Origin of the sequence: Halobacillus sp. SY10 (assembly GCF_045401165.1) — a bacterium.
Classification (GTDB): domain Bacteria; phylum Bacillota; class Bacilli; order Bacillales; family Halobacillaceae; genus Halobacillus; species Halobacillus aidingensis.
In genome coordinates this window covers 3,513,578-3,532,585 of sequence record NZ_CP174345.1, presented here as the reverse complement: position 1 = coordinate 3,532,585, position 19,008 = coordinate 3,513,578, and the positions used below count along the sequence as shown (strand labels likewise).

Below are 19,008 nucleotides of genomic sequence, written 5' to 3'. Positions count from 1 at the left end.
GGAGAATAAAGTTCACGTTTTCAGCATTATTATGTTGACTTGTTCTTTATACAGAACTATAATGTGTAGTAGTATAAGCTCAATCAATAAGGAATTATTTTTTTGGAAAAACGTTCGTTATATAGCACTGCTATTTCAAATAAGAAAAGGTGGTTCTCATGAGAAAGAAATCCATGATTTACGATGATCAAATGTCCAAAGATATCAACATCAAAGAGTATTTTGATGTTTTGAGAGACCGCTTTTGGCTTATCTTTATTATTACTGTGTTGTCGACGGCTTTAGGATACGCATACAGTCAGGTGAATAGCATGTCCCTTTACCAAACGTCTACGAGAATTATCCTTGGAGCTGGTGAACAAGATATGGATATGAATACCTTGATGGTTATGATAAAAGATCCTCTTATAATGGGTGAAGTCCAGAATAATTTAGGATTGGAAGGATCTCCTGAAGCGTTAGCTAACCGGATACAAGTTTCCAGAATTGATGAATCTCAAGTCGTATTAATTTCAGTTACTGATACAGAAGCTGAACGTGCTGCGCAAATAGCGAACATGACAGCTAGTGTCTATAAAGATAAAATTGTCGACATCTTGAATTATAAACAAGTGCAACTCTTGTCCGAGGCAAGTGTTAATCCTGTATCTATCAGCAGCAACCAGAATCGACCAATTTTTATTGCCTTTGTTTTTGGATTAATTACCGGCATTGGTCTAGCATATTTATTGGACTCAATTGATGGAGCAGTTAAATCCAGGAGAGACATTGAAGATATCTTTGAACTCCCTGTTCTGGGTGAAATTTCTTATATGAATAGGCGGAATTCAGTAACAAAAAAAGCAAAAAAAGGTTTAGAAAATAGTGAGATCAGAGGTGAATCTATCGATGTTAAGCAAAATTAGGAACCTGTCAACTAAAAATAAGAAACCATTGGTAACGTACATGAATCCTAACTCTATAATATCCGAACAGTTCCGTACTATTCGGACAAATATACATTTTTTAACCGATCAGAATAAGCGTAAAGTGTTCTTAATAACTTCCCCCAATAAACAAGAAGGAACATCCACAGCGATTGCAAACTTAGCTGTTTCAATGGCCCAAAATCGAGAAAAAGTACTCTTAATAGACGCGAACTTAAGAAGCCCTGCGTTACATCAAATATTTAAATCTTCTAATGATATTGGTCTAACTAACGTAATAAATGGAAGTTCAGAATTAAATGAAGCCATAGTCCAAACTGGAATTGCTCAACTTCATTTATTGACAAGCGGAACGATTTCTCCTAACCCTTCAGATGTTCTTGGTGATTACCGGATGGAGGAACTCCTGGAGAAGGTCGGAGGTATTTATGATCTTGTCCTGCTTGACACGCCTTCTGTACTAAAATCAACGGAAACAAGAATCTTGGCAAGTCTCTGTGATGGTGTTTTTATCCTTTTGAACCGTGGCAAAACGAAAATAGAGGAAGCAGAAGAATCAAAGAAAATCATGAACCTCGCTCATGCAAATGTATTAGGTCTCTTATTGAATGAAAAAAAATAACGTATGCCTTTTCGTTCTTAATAAAGAATTGTAATTCGTTAAAACGTGGTGATGTCTCCTTGCCATTATCAATGGAGGCACTCGGTCATGCCGTGGGTTGTGGAGAAGCGCAACCTTAGACGCTAGTCGTCGATGGTGTGGCGTGAGGGCGGGTTGAATGCCCATTTTTAAAATTTTTAGGAATAGGACACGTGGGTCCTATTCCTAAAAATTTTAAAATCCTTACATATTCTTATATACATCTAATGGATTTTGAAATAAGAAGGGAGCGAGTGTATGACCTATCGACAGAGGTTGTCTTTATTTATATTCATTGATTCTTGCATTATTTTAAGCTCTATTTTTATTGGTCAGTCATTGGTTGCTTCAGCTGTATATGTACCAGTATTTCCAACCTTAATAACGGTGTCGACTGTTATGATCAGTCATCTGTTCTATTCCTACCGGCTGAATCTTTATCGAAAAGCATGGGAATATGCAAGTATCGGCGAATTAATCCTTATCTTAAAAACTGTAACATATTCTTCGCTGACGACAATTGGGATCCACTACTTCTTTTTTCAGACGATGTATCCGAGGGTGATGGTGGTTATTTGGATGATGAACCTCCTAGTCATCGGAGGTTCGCGGTTTGTTTGGAGAATATATCGCGACAATTATTTAATTCAGTCAGAAATAAATAGAAGGACGTTGATAATAGGAGCAGGAGCAGCTGGAACTATGGTAGCGAGGCAACTGCTGAGTAATCGTGATACGGACCTCCTCCCTGTTGCTTTTATTGATGATAGTGTTAAAAAACAGCGCTTAGATATTCTCGGTATCCCCGTTGTAGCAGGCACGAATGAAATTAAAAAGTATGTAAAAAAACTCGACATCGACCACATCATTATCGCAATTCCATCACTAAGTCGAATAGGAATTCAAAACATTTTTAAAGAATGTGCTAAAACTGATGCCAAAACGCAAATATTACCCATGTTAGAGGATTTAGTGACAGGTAAGGTCTCGGTCACCCAGTTTCGAGATGTGAATGTAGAAGATTTATTAGGTCGTGATCCAGTTGATTTGGATATCAATCAAATTTCAGACTATGTTAATGATCAGGTGGTTCTTGTGACAGGAGCAGGTGGTTCAATTGGTTCCGAGATTTCTAGACAGATCGTTAAATTCAAACCTAATCAGTTGATTTTGCTTGGACACGGAGAAAATAGTATTCATGCCATTGAAATGGAACTTAAGGAAAACTACAAAGACCTAGAAATTAATATTCGAACAGAAATTGCTGATATTCAAGATGACCAAAGAATGATTGATATCTTTAATTTCTATCGACCCGATGTGGTCTACCATGCTGCTGCCCATAAACACGTACCTCTAATGGAACGTAATCCACAAGAAGCTGTAAAGAATAATATCATTGGTACTTTTAATGTGGCTAAAGCAGCTAGTTGGAGTAAAACCGGGAGATTTGTCATGATTTCCTCAGATAAAGCGGTGAATCCAACAAGTGTGATGGGAGCAACTAAACGCTTGGCTGAAATTATCATTCAAAACATGAACAAAGTGAGTGAAACGAAATTCGTTGCTGTGCGCTTTGGTAATGTGCTGGGAAGTAGAGGCAGTGTAATTCCTATTTTCACAAAACAAATTGAGAAAGGGGGGCCGGTGAAAGTCACCCACCCTGACATGGTTCGTTTTTTCATGACCATTCCTGAGGCATCCAGTCTCGTCATACAAGCAGGTGCACTGACCAAAGGTGGAGAAATTTTCGTGCTTGATATGGGGGAACCTGTGAAAATTGTTGACCTTGCTGAAAATCTAATTAAACTTTCAGGGCATAGCATTGAAGAGATTGGTGTTGAATTTACAGGCATTCGCCCCGGAGAGAAATTATATGAAGAACTTTTAAAAGATGAGGAAATCGAAAAGGAGCAGGTCTATCCTAAAATTCACTTGGGGAGAGCAGCGGATATAGTCATGGATGATATCGAAGAAATGATAGATATATATCAGCACCTTGATAAAGACACGTTAAGAAAGCAGTTGTTGTTTTTAGCAAATAAAAAAGGGTTGTCCAAACCTGAATCTCCGGTATCTATTACAAGTTGATAAAGGTGGAAAAAATCATGCCAAACAAAGTTCTTTTTTGCGCTACTGTTGATTACCACTTTAAACTGTTTCACATCCCATATTTGCAGTGGTTTAAGAAACAAGGGTGGGAAGTTCATGTCGCAGCAAATGGAAATATGAATCTCCCCTATGTAGATGTGAAATATGATATCCCGATTCAGCGTTCTCCGTTCGCACAGAAGAACATAGAGGCGTACAAAATCTTAAGACATTTAATAAGGAAAAACCAGTACCAAATTGTTCACTGTCATACACCAATGGGTGGAACATTGGCACGGCTGGCAGCACGCTCTGCAAGAAAAAGAGGAACCAAAGTGATCTATACTGCTCACGGTTTTCATTTTTGCAAAGGAGCTCCACTACCTAATTGGTTATTGTATTATCCAATTGAAAGGAAGCTGGCTTCGTATACGGATTGCTTGATTACAATCAACCAGGAAGATTTCCAGTTGGCTAAGAAAAGATTTAAAACTAAACATGTTGAACATGTACATGGTGTCGGCGTCAATACGGATGAATTTAAACCGTTATCAATTAATGAGAAGACGGAAGCTAGAAAGTCATACGGTTATAAACTGGAAGACTTTTTATTGTTTTATGCAGCAGAATTCAATAAAAATAAAAACCAAAAACTTTTAATAGAAGCACTTGCAAGAATCAATGATAGCGGACAGAACATTAAGCTTTTATTAGCAGGGAAAGGTGAGCTTCAGGATAAGTGTAAACAGCTAGCTGAAGATTTGGGAGTAAGAGAGAATGTTAGGTTTCTTGGCTATGTAAATGAGATTAAAAAGATTGTCTCGATATGTGATGTAGCTGTAGGATCAAGCTTACGGGAAGGGTTACCGGTCAATATTATGGAAGCCATGGCATGCGGCCTGCCGGTGGTTGCTACATTGAACAGAGGGCATGCGGAATTGGTAGTAAATCATAGAAACGGTTATATTGTTCCTGTTCATGATATAGAGGGTTTCTCGAGACATCTCTTGGATATCTACCAGTCTAGAGAGACCTATAATGCAATGAGCAAGGAAAGTTTAAATAGGGTAAACAAATACTCTATTACACAAGTAGAGAAATCATTGAATAGAATTTATCTTAGCTACATGATGGAGGGGGAAAATGGTTCCAAAAGTAAGTATAATCGTGCCTATTTATAATATGGAAAAATATATCCATCGCTGCTTAGATAGCATTTTAGTTCAATCTTTAAAAGAGATAGAACTAATTTTAGTCAACGATGGATCGACAGACACCTCGAAATTTATTTTAAATGAATATGAAGAAAGAGATGGGCGAGTAAAAGTCCTTCATAAGAAAAATGGTGGTGTTTCGTCTGCTAGAAACGCCGGTATTGAAATTGCCACTGGCGAATTTGTAGGTTTTGTCGATCCCGATGATTGGATAGAAAGTACGATGTATAAAGACATGTATGAGGCAGCTATGCAAGAAAGAGCTGACGTAGTCATGTGCTCTTATGTAAGAGAGTTTGGGACTCATTCTAAAATAAAGGATTACTATTTACCCAGGAAGGTTAGTTACGAGAAGGAAGAAGTGTATAAACACATTCAAAGAAAGCTGATCGGTCCTTTAGAGAAAGAGCTAGCTCGACCAGAATTATTAGATGCCTGGGGTACAGTTTGGTCTAAATTATATAAAAATGAAATAATACAAAAATATGCTTTGAGGTTTCAAGATCTGGAGAAAATCGGAACGAATGAGGATTCTTTATTTAATATACAATTCCTAAAATATACGAGCAAATTCATTTTTTTAAATCAACCTTTCTACCATTACTGGCGTGAAAATGAAAATTCAATCACATCCACATATAAACCTGATTTACTGGAGAAATGGTTTTATTTATATCAATTAATGGCAGAAGGAACGAATGATGATCCTGAATATCAGACAGCATTAAAGAACAGGATTTGCCTTAATACACTCGGTCTGGGTTTAAACGTCATAGGGAAAGACAATCCTCAATCCATGATGAAAAAAATTCTAATAATAAAAGATTCCTTAGAAGATTATCGAGTAAGGAATGCTTTTAAACAGTTCGAATTAACACACTTCCCAATTGTATGGAAGCTTTTTTATTTTCTTGCAAAGAAACGTCATGCGGCAGGTGTCTATTCCTTATTAATAGCTATCAATTTCTTAAGAAAGGTAAGGTGAGGGGGAGTATTGTGAAGCCTATAAGAGTTCTCCAAGTAGCAACAATCATGAATCGTGGTGGTCTGGAGACCATGTTAATGAATTATTATCGACAAATGGATAGGAGTAAGATTCAATTTGATTTTATGGTTCATAGAGAAGAAGACGGGCATTATGATGATGAGATCAGAAGATTAGGTGGGAGAATCTATCGAATGCCTAAAATAAAGCCAGGAAATTATAGAAAGTATTTTAAACTTTTAGATCAGTTTTTTAATGAGCATAAGGAATACAAAGTTATACATTCCCACATTAATGAAAACAGCAGCTTTGTTTTAAGAGCAGCGAAACGAGCACATATCCCTTGTAGAATTGCTCACAGTCACCTCAGTGATTTGTCTCTAGACTATAAACTCCCTTTCCGTATCTATGCTAAAACATCAATGAAGAATCAACCGACGCACTACTTTGCTTGTTCGATTAAAGCGGGAGAATGGTTATTCGGAAAAAATGTATCGAAATCTGACAGGGTTCAAGTATTAAATAATGCTGTAAACACATCTGAATTTAGATTTGACCCTAAGAAGAGGGCACAAATAAGAAAAGAACTAGGTCTAAAAGAAAATCAATTAGCCATCGGACATATAGGAAGGTTCAACCTACAAAAAAATCATAAGTATTTAGTTGATATCTTTCAAGAAGTACATCGCAGGAGACCGGATTCAGTATTAATCTTAGCTGGCGATGGTGTGTTAAGGGGAAAAATAGAAAGAAAAGTGGAGGAACTTGAATTAACACCGTTTGTGAAATTTTTAGGAGTAAGGAATGATGTGCCGGACCTAATGCAAGGGTTTGACTTATTTCTATTTCCTTCTTTATACGAAGGACTGCCTGTAGTTTTAGTTGAGGCGCAAGCAGCCGGATTGCCATGTGTAGTGGCAGACACAATAACGAAAGAGGCGAAAATAACGGATACATTGTTATATGAAGATTTGGAAAATCCCCCCTCTCTGTGGGCTGAGAAAATATTAGACTTGGATGTTACCCGTATGGAAACAACCGAAGAACTCAGTTCTAAAGGATACGATACGGAATCCATGGCAGGGTGGTTGACAGACTACTATAAAAAATATTACGTGGCCAAGTGAGGAGGGAATTAATGAAGCCATTATTGACAATCTTCACTCCCACCTTTAATAGGGCGCATACTTTACATTTGTGTTATCAAAGTCTTGAGAGGCAAACATGTAAAGACTTTATATGGTTGATTATTGACGATGGTTCTGATGATGACACACACGAGTTGGTACAAGAGTGGATGAATTCCAGCACCATGGATATTAAATATCACTTCCAAGAGAACCAAGGAATGCATGGGGCTCATAATAAAGCCTATGAGTTGATCGAGACAGAGTTGAACGTTTGCATTGACTCAGATGATTATTTAACGGATAACGCGGTGGAGAAAATAATCAAATTCTGGAAAAAGAATGGAAGTAATCACTATGCAGGTATGGTTGGTCTCGATGCTGATTCGGAAGGACGAGTAATTGGAACGGGTTTTCCTCCTCATTTAAAAGAATCTACTCTTACTAATCTATATAGTAAACATAAAGTAAAGGGAGATAAAAAACTCATCTATCGTTCAGAGATCACAAAAGAGGTGCCTCCTTATCCTTTGTTTAAAGGAGAAAAATATTGTCCACTAAGTTATAAATATGTATTGATTGATAAAGCATACCCTTTGTTAATCATGGATGAAGTTATTTGTCATGTGGAATATATGGAGGATGGATCAAGCTTAAATATGATTCATCAATATAGAAATAATCCTCAAGGGTTTTCTTTCTTTAGAAAGGTAGCAATGGAATTTGCACCTACTCTGAAAGATCGGATGAGAGAATCTATCCATTATGTATCAAGCAGTTTGATGGCAAAAAACCTTTCTTTCATAAAACACTCGCCTTGTAAGATCACGACTACTTTAATGACACCAGCTGGTTTTCTTTTGTATTTGTATATTCTAAATACAGATAAATCAACTGTCATGAAGGCTAGGCGTTAGTGACTAGGGAGGAAGAAATATGTCCATTCTCTATATGAACTTAGGATTAGTGTATATGCTCTCTATCTTTGCAAGAAAAGTCCAGTCCTCTTCAATAAGGGTGTCTTATCTTGTACCAGCGAGGGTAGCAGTCTTTTTATCAATTGTCGTCTTTGTTTGTGTCAGTGGTTTAAGGAAAAACATTGGTGATACCTTTTTTTATATGCACTCTTATGAAATAACGACATATACATGGAGTCTAGTTCAGACCCAGAGTGATATAGGTTTCGGCCTTTTGCAGATGTTTCTTAAAAATATTTCAGGTGATCCACAGTTTTTAGTGTTTACAACTGCACTAATAACAAATACTTTAATTGTTTTAGTATTGTACAATTATTCCAAATTATTCGAATTGAGTTTATATGTTTATATAACAGGCGGGTTATTTATTGTTTCTATGAATGGAATTAGGCAAGTGCTTGCTGCGGCCATCGCTTTCACAGCATTAAAGTACATTATGAATGGAAATATGAAAAGGTATATAGCTGTCGTGCTAGTAGCATCACTGTTCCATCAAAGTGCCCTCATCTTAATTCCTATTTACTTTCTAGTTCGCTTTAAAGCCTGGTCTAAAGCTACAGTTGCTTTATTACTTCTTTCTGTAGTTATCGTAGTAGGGTTTGACCAGTTTTCAAACCTTTTATTTAACACCATTGAAGGTTCACAGTATGAAGAATATAAAGATTTTCAAGAAGGAGGTGCGAATTTCTTACGTGTTGTCGTTTATGGTACTCCTTTGATAGTAGCATTTTTTGGTAAGGATAAATTAAGAGAAATCTTTCCAAATAGTGATTACATTGTAAATTTAACTCTAGTTGGTTTAGTATTCATGATTGTATCTACTCAAAATTGGATTTTCGCTAGATTTTCTATCTATTTCACGCTTTATCAACTAATCCTCATATCATGGATTGTTAAGCTTTTTCGCCCAAGGGATGAAAAGCTTATTTATTTTGCTCTTATTGTTTTATATTTTGGATATTTTTATTTTGAGAACGACTTAAATATGAATCTTCAATATGAAAGCGACTATCTTGTATGGTAGTACGGTTAGGAGGATTATAAATGACTGTTCTAATTACAGGGGGCGCGGGCTACATTGGTAGTCACACCTGTGTGGAGTTGTTGAACGCTGGTTATGAGATCGTAGTGGTTGATAATTTCTCTAATAGTTATCCAGAAGCATTGAGAAGAGTAAAAGAAATTACAGGTAAAAATTTCCACGAATATCCCATAGATTTATTGGACCAAGAAGGGTTAGAAAGCATCTTCTTAAAGCATAAAATATCTTCTGTTATTCATTTTGCTGGATTAAAAGCTGTAGGAGAGTCCGTATCTGAACCACTTTGGTACTATAGGAACAACGTCATTGGGACAATCATTTTATGTGAAGTGATGAAGAAAAATGACGTGAAGAACCTCGTATTTAGTTCATCAGCAACTGTATATGGTAAGCCAGATACTGTACCTATACCTGAGGATTCGTTATTGAAAACGACCAACCCTTATGGGAGAACGAAGTATATGATTGAAGAAATTCTTAGGGATGTTTATGTCGCAGATCCTGAATGGAGCATAGCTCGCTTAAGATACTTCAATCCAATAGGTGCTCACATAAGTGGGAAGATTGGAGAAGCACCTCAAGGAACACCGAATAATTTACTCCCTTATATTTCTCAAGTTGCTGTTGGGAAGTTAAATGAATTAAAGGTCTTTGGGAATGATTATGAAACACAAGACGGTACAGGGGTGCGCGACTACATACATGTCGTGGACTTATCTATTGGTCATGTGAAAGCTTTAGAAAAGGTAGAGAGTGAAAGAGGGGTTCATACTTATAATTTAGGGACAGGTAGAGGATATAGCGTTCTAGAGATGATTGAAGCGTTTGAAAAAGCCTCTGGTCAAGAAATTTCCTATATCGTTTCAAAAAGGCGTCCAGGTGATATTCCTGTGTGTTTTGCAGATACGAGAAAAGCGTTCGAAGAACTTGGTTGGAGAGCAGAGAGAGGAATCAATGAAATGTGTGAAGATGCATGGAGATGGCAATGGAGAAATCCGGAAGGCTATCATTCTATAGAAGCAGATCACCAAACTTCGTTGGAGAAGGAGTCTACGAAGTTTTTTGTTGCTCCACAACAGGAGAAGGTTCTCAAATAAATTGAAGGAGTTGACCCAAACGAGTAAAGTGATGAAAAGGAGACTTTCATCTCTTATGAATAAAAGGGTGAATAATATGATGAAAAGGATATTAGATTTGATCATTTCCTTGATATTAATGATTTTACTAGCTTTCATTTTCCTATTAGTTAGTCTAATAGTGAGAGTGAAAATGGGATCCCCTATCTTATTTAAACAAAAGAGAATTGGGCTGAATGGAATGCCGTTCGAACTTTATAAATTTCGAACGATGAATAATCGAAGAGATGATAGTGGGAATCTACTTTCCGATAAGCAGCGGTTGACATCCGCTGGTATTTTCTTAAGAAAGTTTTCTTTAGATGAAATTCCACAACTGTTAAATGTAATTAAGGGAGAGATGAGTCTCGTCGGACCAAGACCATTATTGCTGGAATACCTACCTTTATACAATGACGAACAAGCATTGAGGAACCGTGTTAGACCGGGAATCACAGGATGGGCTCAAATCAATGGAAGAAACGCCATCAGTTGGGAAGAGAAATTTAAATTAGATGTTTGGTATGTGAATAATCAAACGCTTTTTCTTGATTTCAAAATCTTATTTATAACATTTTTCAAAGTGATAAAAAGAGAAGGAATTCATCAGGATAGCCATGCGACTATGGAAAAATTTAAAGGAACCCGGGATGTGATGTGAATGGACATCTTTTTGATTGGTGATGGAGGTCATAGTAAAGTTATTCAAGATATTATCCGTGCCGAAGGTAAGCATAAAGTTATTGGATTGTTCGATGATAAGTATAAAAGTGAAACCATAAGGAGAGGTGTATTAAGTGGCCCTGTCCATTCCGTATTTGAACGAATGCAAGAAAATACAGGTGTTGTTCTAGCTATAGGAAATAATAGAATTCGTAAAAATCTGGTTGAACAATTACAAATCAATCCCACGCGTTTTATCACGGTGATTCACCCTACAGCTATCGTAAGTCCTTCAGCCACGATAGGTCGAGGAACTGTTATTATGCCCAAAGTCGTGGTCAATGCAAATGCAATAGTTAGCGATCACTGCATTTTAAATACCGGGTCAACGGTAGAACACAATTGTTTTGTTAATCATTTTACACATGTTTCTCCATCGGCTACATTGACTGGTCAGGTTTACCTTGGAGAGGGTGTAGACATAGGAGCTGCGGCTACCATCATCCCGGGAATGAAAGTTGGAAGTTGGTCAATTATTGGAGCGGGAGCGACGGTAGTTGAAGATATTGAAGCAAACCAGACGGCAGTGGGATGCCCTGCAAAAGTCATTTCAAAAGCTTCAGTAAATTAAAAGGATGTGTGTGAATGAGTCATTCTAAAATATATTTGTCTCCGCCTCATATGACTGGAAATGAACAGAAGTATATCAAAGAAGCATTCGATTCAAATTGGATTGCCCCTGTAGGGAGAAATATTGATTTATTTGAACAGGATATTGCTCATTATGTAGGAGCTAAGGGAGCCGTCGCTGTCAGTTCAGGAACAGCTGCGATTCACTTAGCTCTTTCTTTATTGGGGGTTCAAAAAGGGGATACCGTGTTCTGTTCAAGTTTAACGTTCGTGGCAAGTGCCAACCCTATCCTTTATCAAAGTGCTGAGCCTGTATTAATTGATTCTGAGCCAGAGACCTGGAACATGTCACCTCAAGCACTAGAACGCGCACTACTTGATGCCAAAAACGAAGGTAAGCTGCCTAAAGCAATTATAGTCGTTCACCTCTATGGGCAACCTGCGAAAATGGATGAGATCATGAATATGAGTGAGGCCTACGGTGTTCCGGTAATCGAGGATGCAGCAGAAAGTTTAGGTTCAACCTATGGGAGGCAAATGACCGGGTCGATAGGAAAATTTGGAGTTTTCTCTTTTAATGGGAACAAAATTATTACCACATCAGGTGGTGGCGCATTAGTATCAGACGATTTAGAAGCGTTGGACCGTGCTAGATTTTTAGCCACACAAGCTCGAGACCCAGCTATTCATTATCAACATAGTCAACTAGGATTTAATTATCGTTTGAGCAATATCCTGGCTGGTATTGGCCGTGCTCAAATGGAAGTAATTGAAGAGCGGGTCCAAAAGCGAAAGGAAGTTTTTAGTATCTACAAAAGAGCACTCTCAGATTATGTTTACTTTCAATGCAATAACCAAAGTGAAAAGAGTCTCTGTAGAGAAAATCGATGGTTAACAGCATTCACTTTTGTCGAGAGTGAAGAACCTTTGGAAATCATTGAGCACTTAAGAGAGGAAAATATTGAAGCCCGGCCTATTTGGAAGCCTCTTCACCTCCAACCTTTGTTTGAAAAATATAAGTATTATTCCCATTCTGCTTCAGAAAACGTATCAGAAGAAATTTTCCGTTCCGGCTTGTGCCTTCCTTCCGGATCTAACTTATCTAAGGAAGATCAAGGAGAAGTTATCAATGCCCTCCTTAAGAATCTTAGAAAAGAGAGTTTTATTGAAGAAATTGTATAAAAAATTGAGGTATGCCTTATGATCGGGGATAACATACAGAATTTACGAAAAAAAAGAGGGATGTCTTTAACGGTATTAGCAGAATACGCGGATATATCCAAGTCTTATTTAAGCAATATTGAAAGGAACTTAAACAAAAATCCATCGGTGCATATGATTGGTAAAATTGCTAGCGTATTAGAAGTCAGTCCTATAGAACTTCTCGGACTCAAACAAGAAAATGAAATTGAACCTGAATGGTTGGAGTTTATTTATGAATTGAAAAAATGTGGAGTAGAAAAAGAACGAATTAAAGAATATAAATTGTTAATTGATTTTATTAATTGGCAACACGAGGTGCAAAATGATCATATAAAAAAATAGAGGTGGGCGATGAAAACAACAAAAAAGATTCCTAAGGTGATCCATTATTGCTGGTTTGGTGGTAAAGAGAAACCTTCGATTGTGAAAGAGTGTATAGATAGTTGGCATACGAACCTTTCAGAATACAAAATCATAGAGTGGAATGAAACAAATTTCGATATCTATTCAAACCAGTATATAAGAGAAGCATATAAAGCTAAAAAGTTCGCTTTTGTTAGTGATTATGTGAGACTTTATGCTCTTTATCATGTAGGTGGGATTTATCTAGATACGGATGTGATGGTCTATAAACCATTTGATGATCTGCTACTAGGGGAAGCTTTTTGGGGATTCGAACAAGAAGAATATATTGCGACCAGTACTTTTGGTGCAAGAAAGGGTCATCCATTTATTAAAGAATTCATGGAAGATTATCATCAGCGGTATTTTCTTAAAAGCAATGGGGAGTTTGATGATGTCACGAACGTAGCAAAGGTTACAAAACTTCTGACAGATAGAGGCCTTGTTTGTAATGGGAAAAAACAATGTATTGAAGGAGTAGGAACTATTTATACCCAGGAATACTTTTCACCATATGACTATATCAATTGTAGAGAAATACAAAGTAACGATACCTACGCGATGCACTTGTTTTATCAAAGTTGGTTGCCTAAATCCACTCGAATAAAGAAGAATATTAAGAAAACATTATCAAGAGTAATTGGTGGGGAGAATGTTTATAGGGTGAGGAAATTAATCCAAAAGAATTAAGGAGTCATCTTACCATGATAAAAAAAGTAATTTCTACATTAGTAAAGGATTCAAGAAGTCGTGGTGGATATTATGCACTATTAATGAATATTTCCCATGCTTGGGGGATTTTACGGGCTTTATTTTATAAGCTCATATATTTAAGAAATATACAGTCTACGATATTCTCTCTTCAATCTAACAGCAGACTCGAAGTTTATAACAAAGAAGCTAAAATAAAAATAGGTAAATTTGTATATGTAAGGAAAAACGCAAGTTTACGTGTAGACCAAAAGGGTGAGTTATCTATAGGAGACAAAGTATTCCTCAATGATAATTGTAATATTAATTGTGTAAATAAAATAACCATTGGCGAAAAAACAAAAATAGCTTCCGGTGTTTCAATCAATGATCATGATCATAACTTTAAAACGGAAGGTAATCATCTTTTGGTTGGTGAAGTGCATATTGGAAAGAATGTCTGGATTGGTTCGAATGTTGTTATTTTAAAGGATACTTTCATTGGAGATCATTCAGTTATAGCGGCTGGGAGTGTGGTGAAAGGTCATGTTCCAGAAAATACGGTTTTCATAAATAAAAGGGAAAATGAATATAAAAATATTCTTAAGCCAACGGGTATGCGTGACGCTTTATGAAAAAGAGTATATTGATTACTGTGTACAATATGGAAATAGGTGGGATTGAACGTAGTCTGATTAATTTATTGGAAAGTTTCGACTATAATCGCTTTGAAGTTGATTTATTGGTATTTGAACATACTGGGGAATTTATGGATCTAATTCCAGAACAGGTTCGTGTATTGCCTGAAATCAAGAGTTATTCCGTCTTTCGCAGACCGATAAAGGATTGTGTGAAAGAAGGTCATGTGATCACGTCATTTATTAGGGTAGTAAGTAAGTTTCAGGCTGGTATAAAGGCTAGAAAAATGAAGTTAATTGAGGGATCAGGATATATCCAAATGCAGCTTGCAATGAAGAATGCCGTTCATTTTCTGCCTAAACTAAAGGCGAAATATGATGTAGCTATTAGTTACGCTTGGCCTCATGAAATTGTGGCAGAAAGGGTTCCAGCTGACTTAAAAATTGCCTGGATCCATACAGATTACAGCAAGTTGGAAATTGACCATAGACTTGATTTATTACAGTGGGCTAAATTTGATCACATCATATCCATATCTGAAGATGTGACAAGAACTTTTATAGACCAATATCCCAGTTTAGAAAAAAGAGTTCACTTAATGGAGAATATTTCATCCCCATCCTTTATCATGAAAAGAGCTGAGGCCACCATAAATGAATGGGACTCAGGTAATTTTAGTGTTCTATCAGTAGGAAGGTTATCATTCGCGAAAGGCTACGATCGAGCAGTAAAAGCCTTGAAAATACTTCACGACAGAGGTTACACAACAATTAAATGGTATGTTGTTGGCTATGGAGGTTATCGGAAAGAACTGGTGGACCTCATAAAAGAACATAACCTAGAAGATCATTTTGTTTTGTTAGATAAAAAAATAAATCCTTATCCTTATATGAAACTTTGCGATTTATACGTTCAACCATCCAGATACGAAGGTAAAGCAGTAACTGTTACAGAAGCCATGATTTTGCAAAAGCCTATCCTCCTTACAAATTATCCTACAGCCAACAGTCAAGTAATAGATGGTTACAATGGAATCATTTGCGGTCAAACTCCTGAGGAAATTGCAGATAGCATTCAACTTTTATTCGAAGATGATCATTTAAGAATAAGGTTAAAGAATAATATAGATCCGACCACTTATGGAAATACCAGCGAAGTTGAAAAGTTGTACGCAATTATAGAAGATAAATCTTCGTATCAAAATGATTTATTGATGATGAAAGGTTAAAATAAGGCAGGTGATAGAATGACTGTTAAGGTAAGTGTAGTAATCCCAGTTTATAATTCGGAAAATTATATTGAACGTTGTATCCAATCCTTGCTGAATCAACAACTTTATCATTGCGAATTTATTTTTATTAACGATGGGTCAACCGACAGAAGTAAACAAATAATAGAGAGATATAAGAAACTGGATTCGAGAATATTATTGATTAACCAAAGCAATAAGGGGGTAAGTGCAGCAAGAAACGTAGGGTTATCCTTATGCAGAGGGGAGTATGTCGGGTTTGTAGACGCTGATGACGAAGTTAAAGATAGCATGTTTGAAACTCTATATAATAAAGCTGTTACTGGAGACATTGATTTACTAATATCAAATTTTGAAAGTGGGAAAGATTCAAGTAACCCAATGAAATGCGTGAAATATGCATTTCCTGAGTCCGTTCCGTTAAGTAAACATATGGTTGTGTCTTACTTATTGGAAAAAGAAGATTGCAACTCCGTATGTAACAAACTTTATAAACGAAGCCTTCTTAAAGAATACAATATTAAATTTCCAAGTCATCTTTCACATGGAGAAGATGGCTTTTTTAATTTAAATGTTTCCCTCTCTTCTGTGGCTATTGAATATATCAACTTTTCTGGATACCTTTACAGAGATGTTCCAGGAAGTGCAACGAGAAACATGGTTCACAATGATTATTTCAAGAAAGCATTATCCATATATCACCATGCGGTCCCAGAGAAGTGTTTTCATATCATTAGTAAATCACAGGTGGAATTACTCCAGTCGAAAAAGCTGATTAAAAGCGTGATTTCCTATACTTATCTCTATTATTCCTTCTTTAAGACTGATGGATTCAAAGAGAAGAATAAGTATGTATATCAAATGATTACCCATCCAGGGGTTAGAAAAGCAATAGCGAAAAGCTTTCCTTCCTATTTTAAAGAAGTCAGTAAATATGAAAAAGCATTACTAATAATGATTAAAATTAAATCGATAATAGGGATTTACGTATTAATGACCTACAGTCTAAAGAAAAACAATCAAATGTAGGAGGATGACTTATGAAATGTTTACTTTTTTTTCATGGAGGGAGTCGTAATCGCGGTTGTGAAGCAATCGTCAGGACGACAAAAGACATCATTAAAGATACGATTCATGATGCATCGGTTTATCTTGTATCGAAAGAACCTGAGACAGACAAAGTAATTGAGGGGTTGGATGCTATATATGATGGATCCAATCGTTTGATAAATAAATATTCTTATAAATGGTTTATTTCTTCTTTTAAAGTGAAGTTAATGAATGATGAATCCTATGCCTATCAAAAAATTCATGGCAATATTATTAAGCATATCAAAGATGTCGATGTCTGCTTATCCATCGGGGGAGATAATTATTGCTATGGTGAACAACCAGGAATTTATGAAGTGGATAAAGTCATTAAATCTGAAGGGAAGAAACTTGTTCTTTGGGGATGTTCCATTGGTGAAGAGGACTTGTCAGAAGAAAAACTGCAAGATTTAGAGAGATTCGATTTGATCCTCGCAAGGGAATCTATCACTTATGATCTTTTAAGGAACCAAGGGTTGCAGAACGTAGAAATGTGCGCAGATCCTGCCTTTACGTTAAAGAAGAAAGAGTTACCGTTACCTGAAGGTTGGAAAATTGGTGATACGATTGGATTGAACTTCAGCCCCTTAGTATTAGAAAGGAATCAGGATTCTATGAGTTCGATTCATGAACTCGTTTCTCATATCTTAGGAACCACAGAAAGCACCATTGCACTTACTCCCCATGTAATCGCGAATGGAAACAATGATTATGAAGTATTAAAAGAAATTTATCATACATTTCAAGATACAGGGCGGGTGCTTCTGCTACCTGATAACTTAAATGCTACAGAATACAAAGGGTATATCTCCCGAATGAGGTTTTTTATTGGGGCTAGAACACATGCAACTATTGCTGCCTATTCCAGTCTAGTTCCTACAATGGTACTAGGATATAGTGTGAAATCAAAGGGGATATCTAAAGACATCTTTGGAAATCAAGATTTTGTTATGGATATCAAAGATCTATCTAACTCAGTTAAATTAAACAATTCTTTCGATCAAATGGTAAAGCAGGAAGAATGGATAAAAAGTACACTTAATCAAAATATTCCAGAAGTGAAGAAAATGTCATATCAAGCGGCAGAACATTTGAGAAATATGTTCGCCTTAGTTTAGGTGGGATAAAATGAAGAAACGTTTACTTTTTATTATGCCAAGTTTATCTGCTGGTGGCGGAGAAAAAAGTCTAATCAATTTATTGTCCCGAATGGATTATGAAAAATATGAGATTGATTTATTTTTGTTTAATCATGACGGGATTTTTCTTGAGCTTTTGCCAGAAAAAGTTAACATTTTGCCAATCAACGATACATTGGAAAAATTCAGCCTTCCCTTGTTTCGATCGTTAAGTACTTTGAGTATTCATAGGAATTACTCTTTATTGTACAACAGATTCAAATATGCCTTGCAAAACAGAGGGTTTAAGAACACGTCAGTGAAAGAACAAATGAACTGGAGACATTTATCAGAATCCATTCCGGTTTTGGACAAAGAGTATGATGTGGCTATAGGTTTCTTAGAAAAAACTTCTACCTATTTTTGTGTGGATAAAGTAAAGGCAAAAAAGAAAGTAGGATGGATTCATATTGATTATGACCATTTAGGAATGGACCCCGAATTTGATAACGGTTATTTTGCAAGTTTAGATCATATCGTTACAGTCTCAGAAGAATGTGCTGCTATTTTAAAGAGAAGGTTTCCTACTCATGAAAATAAAATTGAAGTTATATATAATATTGTTTCTCCAAAGCTCATTACCAAGATGGCGGATATGGAAGAGGATGTATTAGAAAATGGACCATACAAAAAAATAAATATTTTGTCTGTGGGTAGGCTGCACCATCAAAAGGGATTTGATTTATCTATAAAGGCCTGCAGGCGATTGGTGGACAAAGGTTACCCAATTTGCTGGCACATTATTGGTGAAGGTGAAGAGAGAGGAAGATTAACAGATTTAATCCATGAAAATAATTTAGAGAATCACTTCAAGTTGTTAGGACTGAAATCAAATCCGTACCCTTATATGAAGCAAGCGGATATTTATGTTCAAACATCTATGTTTGAGGGGAAATCTATAGCAATTGATGAAGCGAAGATTTTAAATAAACCTATTGTAGTGACTGACTTCAGTACTGCCAGGGATCAAATTGAAAATGGTGTGACAGGAATAATCGTTGCCAAAAAACCTGAAGACATCGCAAGCGGACTAGAAAAACTTTTGACTAATGAAGAGTTGAAAAGCCGTTTACAGTATAATTTATCCTATGAAAACCTTGGTACTGAATCAGAAATTAATAAAATTTATGCCTTATGTGATTAGGTGA

General features: G+C 36.3%; 19 protein-coding genes. All 19 read left to right on the top strand.

Features of this window, described 5'->3' with window-relative positions; all coding sequences use genetic code 11:
* Nucleotides 1–158: 158 nt before the first annotated feature.
* The 19 genes from ACJA3J_RS18045 (at nt 159) to ACJA3J_RS17955 (ending at nt 19,004) form a co-directional block, all read left to right on the top strand.
* Entirely contained in the window at nt 159–905 is a 747-nt protein-coding gene (locus ACJA3J_RS18045) for a YveK family protein (protein WP_406944844.1), read from the top strand.
* Nucleotides 889–1,548 carry a CpsD/CapB family tyrosine-protein kinase gene (locus ACJA3J_RS18040; RefSeq protein ID WP_406944843.1) on the top strand — a complete coding sequence of 220 codons (660 nt, stop codon included), beginning with the start codon at nt 889–891 and terminating at the stop codon, nt 1,546–1,548. Before ACJA3J_RS18045 ends, ACJA3J_RS18040 begins: the two co-directional genes overlap by 17 nt.
* Before the next feature lie 276 nt (nt 1,549–1,824).
* Nucleotides 1,825–3,657, top strand: a complete 1,833-nt coding sequence (locus ACJA3J_RS18035) for a polysaccharide biosynthesis protein (RefSeq protein WP_406944842.1) — start codon at nt 1,825–1,827, stop codon at nt 3,655–3,657.
* Between the two features lie 14 nt (nt 3,658–3,671).
* On the top strand, nt 3,672–4,838 hold the full coding sequence (locus tag ACJA3J_RS18030) for a glycosyltransferase family 4 protein (RefSeq protein WP_406946319.1): 1,167 nt from the start codon (nt 3,672–3,674) through the stop codon (nt 4,836–4,838).
* A complete protein-coding gene (locus tag ACJA3J_RS18025) occupies nt 4,801–5,856 on the top strand; it encodes a glycosyltransferase (protein ID WP_406944841.1) in 1,056 nt (351 codons plus the stop codon). The genes ACJA3J_RS18030 and ACJA3J_RS18025 overlap by 38 nt, the downstream gene beginning before the upstream one ends.
* 47 nt (nt 5,857–5,903) lie before the next feature.
* A complete protein-coding gene (locus ACJA3J_RS18020; RefSeq protein WP_406946318.1) occupies nt 5,904–6,983 on the top strand; it encodes a glycosyltransferase family 1 protein in 1,080 nt (359 codons plus the stop codon).
* Between the two features lie 11 nt (nt 6,984–6,994).
* Nucleotides 6,995–7,900 (top strand): glycosyltransferase family 2 protein, encoded by a 906-nt coding sequence (locus ACJA3J_RS18015; protein ID WP_406944840.1) that lies wholly within the window; start codon nt 6,995–6,997, stop codon nt 7,898–7,900.
* A gap of 19 nt (nt 7,901–7,919) precedes the next feature.
* Nucleotides 7,920–8,984, top strand: coding sequence for an EpsG family protein (locus ACJA3J_RS18010; RefSeq protein WP_406944839.1), 1,065 nt, complete (start codon nt 7,920–7,922; stop codon nt 8,982–8,984).
* A 20-nt stretch (nt 8,985–9,004) separates the two neighbouring features.
* The gene (galE, locus tag ACJA3J_RS18005; protein WP_406944838.1) at nt 9,005–10,099 is read left to right on the top strand and encodes a UDP-glucose 4-epimerase GalE; all 1,095 of its coding nucleotides are present in this window, start codon (nt 9,005–9,007) and stop codon (nt 10,097–10,099) included.
* 79 nt (nt 10,100–10,178) lie between these two features.
* Complete coding sequence (locus tag ACJA3J_RS18000) at nt 10,179–10,778, top strand: sugar transferase (protein WP_406946317.1); 600 nt, start codon at nt 10,179–10,181, stop codon at nt 10,776–10,778.
* Nucleotides 10,779–11,411, top strand: a complete 633-nt coding sequence (locus tag ACJA3J_RS17995; protein WP_406944837.1) for an acetyltransferase — start codon at nt 10,779–10,781, stop codon at nt 11,409–11,411. It abuts the gene before it with no gap.
* A gap of 14 nt (nt 11,412–11,425) precedes the next feature.
* On the top strand, nt 11,426–12,592 hold the full coding sequence (locus ACJA3J_RS17990; RefSeq protein ID WP_406944836.1) for an aminotransferase class I/II-fold pyridoxal phosphate-dependent enzyme: 1,167 nt from the start codon (nt 11,426–11,428) through the stop codon (nt 12,590–12,592).
* Between the two features lie 18 nt (nt 12,593–12,610).
* Nucleotides 12,611–12,955: a helix-turn-helix domain-containing protein gene (locus ACJA3J_RS17985; RefSeq protein WP_406944835.1), complete on the top strand. Its 345-nt coding sequence runs from the start codon at nt 12,611–12,613 to the stop codon at nt 12,953–12,955.
* A 9-nt stretch (nt 12,956–12,964) separates the two neighbouring features.
* Complete coding sequence (locus tag ACJA3J_RS17980) at nt 12,965–13,705, top strand: capsular polysaccharide synthesis protein (protein WP_406944834.1); 741 nt, start codon at nt 12,965–12,967, stop codon at nt 13,703–13,705.
* 14 nt (nt 13,706–13,719) lie between these two features.
* Nucleotides 13,720–14,340: an acyltransferase gene (locus ACJA3J_RS17975; protein ID WP_406944833.1), complete on the top strand. Its 621-nt coding sequence runs from the start codon at nt 13,720–13,722 to the stop codon at nt 14,338–14,340.
* Nucleotides 14,337–15,572 carry a glycosyltransferase gene (locus ACJA3J_RS17970; RefSeq protein WP_406944832.1) on the top strand — a complete coding sequence of 412 codons (1,236 nt, stop codon included), beginning with the start codon at nt 14,337–14,339 and terminating at the stop codon, nt 15,570–15,572. The genes ACJA3J_RS17975 and ACJA3J_RS17970 overlap by 4 nt, the downstream gene beginning before the upstream one ends.
* A gap of 18 nt (nt 15,573–15,590) precedes the next feature.
* Nucleotides 15,591–16,622: a glycosyltransferase family 2 protein gene (locus tag ACJA3J_RS17965; RefSeq protein ID WP_406944831.1), complete on the top strand. Its 1,032-nt coding sequence runs from the start codon at nt 15,591–15,593 to the stop codon at nt 16,620–16,622.
* Between the two features lie 11 nt (nt 16,623–16,633).
* Entirely contained in the window at nt 16,634–17,800 is a 1,167-nt protein-coding gene (locus tag ACJA3J_RS17960; RefSeq protein WP_406944830.1) for a polysaccharide pyruvyl transferase family protein, read from the top strand.
* A gap of 10 nt (nt 17,801–17,810) precedes the next feature.
* Entirely contained in the window at nt 17,811–19,004 is a 1,194-nt protein-coding gene (locus tag ACJA3J_RS17955) for a glycosyltransferase (protein WP_406944829.1), read from the top strand.
* Nucleotides 19,005–19,008 lie beyond the last annotated feature (4 nt).

Bases quoted from the DNA above. Each gene is read 5' to 3' on its own strand.
- ACJA3J_RS18010 (WP_406944839.1), top strand. From the start codon at position 7,920: ATGTCCATTCTCTATATGAACTTAGGATTAGTGTATATGCTCTCTATC.
- ACJA3J_RS18025 (WP_406944841.1), top strand. From the start codon at position 4,801: ATGGTTCCAAAAGTAAGTATAATCGTGCCTATTTATAATATGGAAAAA.
- ACJA3J_RS17960 (WP_406944830.1), top strand. From the start codon at position 16,634: ATGAAATGTTTACTTTTTTTTCATGGAGGGAGTCGTAATCGCGGTTGT.
- galE (WP_406944838.1), top strand. From the start codon at position 9,005: ATGACTGTTCTAATTACAGGGGGCGCGGGCTACATTGGTAGTCACACC.
- ACJA3J_RS17990 (WP_406944836.1), top strand. From the start codon at position 11,426: ATGAGTCATTCTAAAATATATTTGTCTCCGCCTCATATGACTGGAAAT.
- ACJA3J_RS18015 (WP_406944840.1), top strand. From the start codon at position 6,995: ATGAAGCCATTATTGACAATCTTCACTCCCACCTTTAATAGGGCGCAT.
- ACJA3J_RS17965 (WP_406944831.1), top strand. From the start codon at position 15,591: ATGACTGTTAAGGTAAGTGTAGTAATCCCAGTTTATAATTCGGAAAAT.
- ACJA3J_RS17980 (WP_406944834.1), top strand. From the start codon at position 12,965: ATGAAAACAACAAAAAAGATTCCTAAGGTGATCCATTATTGCTGGTTT.
- ACJA3J_RS18045 (WP_406944844.1), top strand. From the start codon at position 159: ATGAGAAAGAAATCCATGATTTACGATGATCAAATGTCCAAAGATATC.
- ACJA3J_RS17955 (WP_406944829.1), top strand. From the start codon at position 17,811: ATGAAGAAACGTTTACTTTTTATTATGCCAAGTTTATCTGCTGGTGGC.
- ACJA3J_RS18000 (WP_406946317.1), top strand. From the start codon at position 10,179: ATGAAAAGGATATTAGATTTGATCATTTCCTTGATATTAATGATTTTA.
- ACJA3J_RS17975 (WP_406944833.1), top strand. From the start codon at position 13,720: ATGATAAAAAAAGTAATTTCTACATTAGTAAAGGATTCAAGAAGTCGT.
- ACJA3J_RS17985 (WP_406944835.1), top strand. From the start codon at position 12,611: ATGATCGGGGATAACATACAGAATTTACGAAAAAAAAGAGGGATGTCT.
- ACJA3J_RS18040 (WP_406944843.1), top strand. From the start codon at position 889: ATGTTAAGCAAAATTAGGAACCTGTCAACTAAAAATAAGAAACCATTG.
- ACJA3J_RS17995 (WP_406944837.1), top strand. From the start codon at position 10,779: ATGGACATCTTTTTGATTGGTGATGGAGGTCATAGTAAAGTTATTCAA.
- ACJA3J_RS18020 (WP_406946318.1), top strand. From the start codon at position 5,904: ATGAATCGTGGTGGTCTGGAGACCATGTTAATGAATTATTATCGACAA.
- ACJA3J_RS18035 (WP_406944842.1), top strand. From the start codon at position 1,825: ATGACCTATCGACAGAGGTTGTCTTTATTTATATTCATTGATTCTTGC.
- ACJA3J_RS17970 (WP_406944832.1), top strand. From the start codon at position 14,337: ATGAAAAAGAGTATATTGATTACTGTGTACAATATGGAAATAGGTGGG.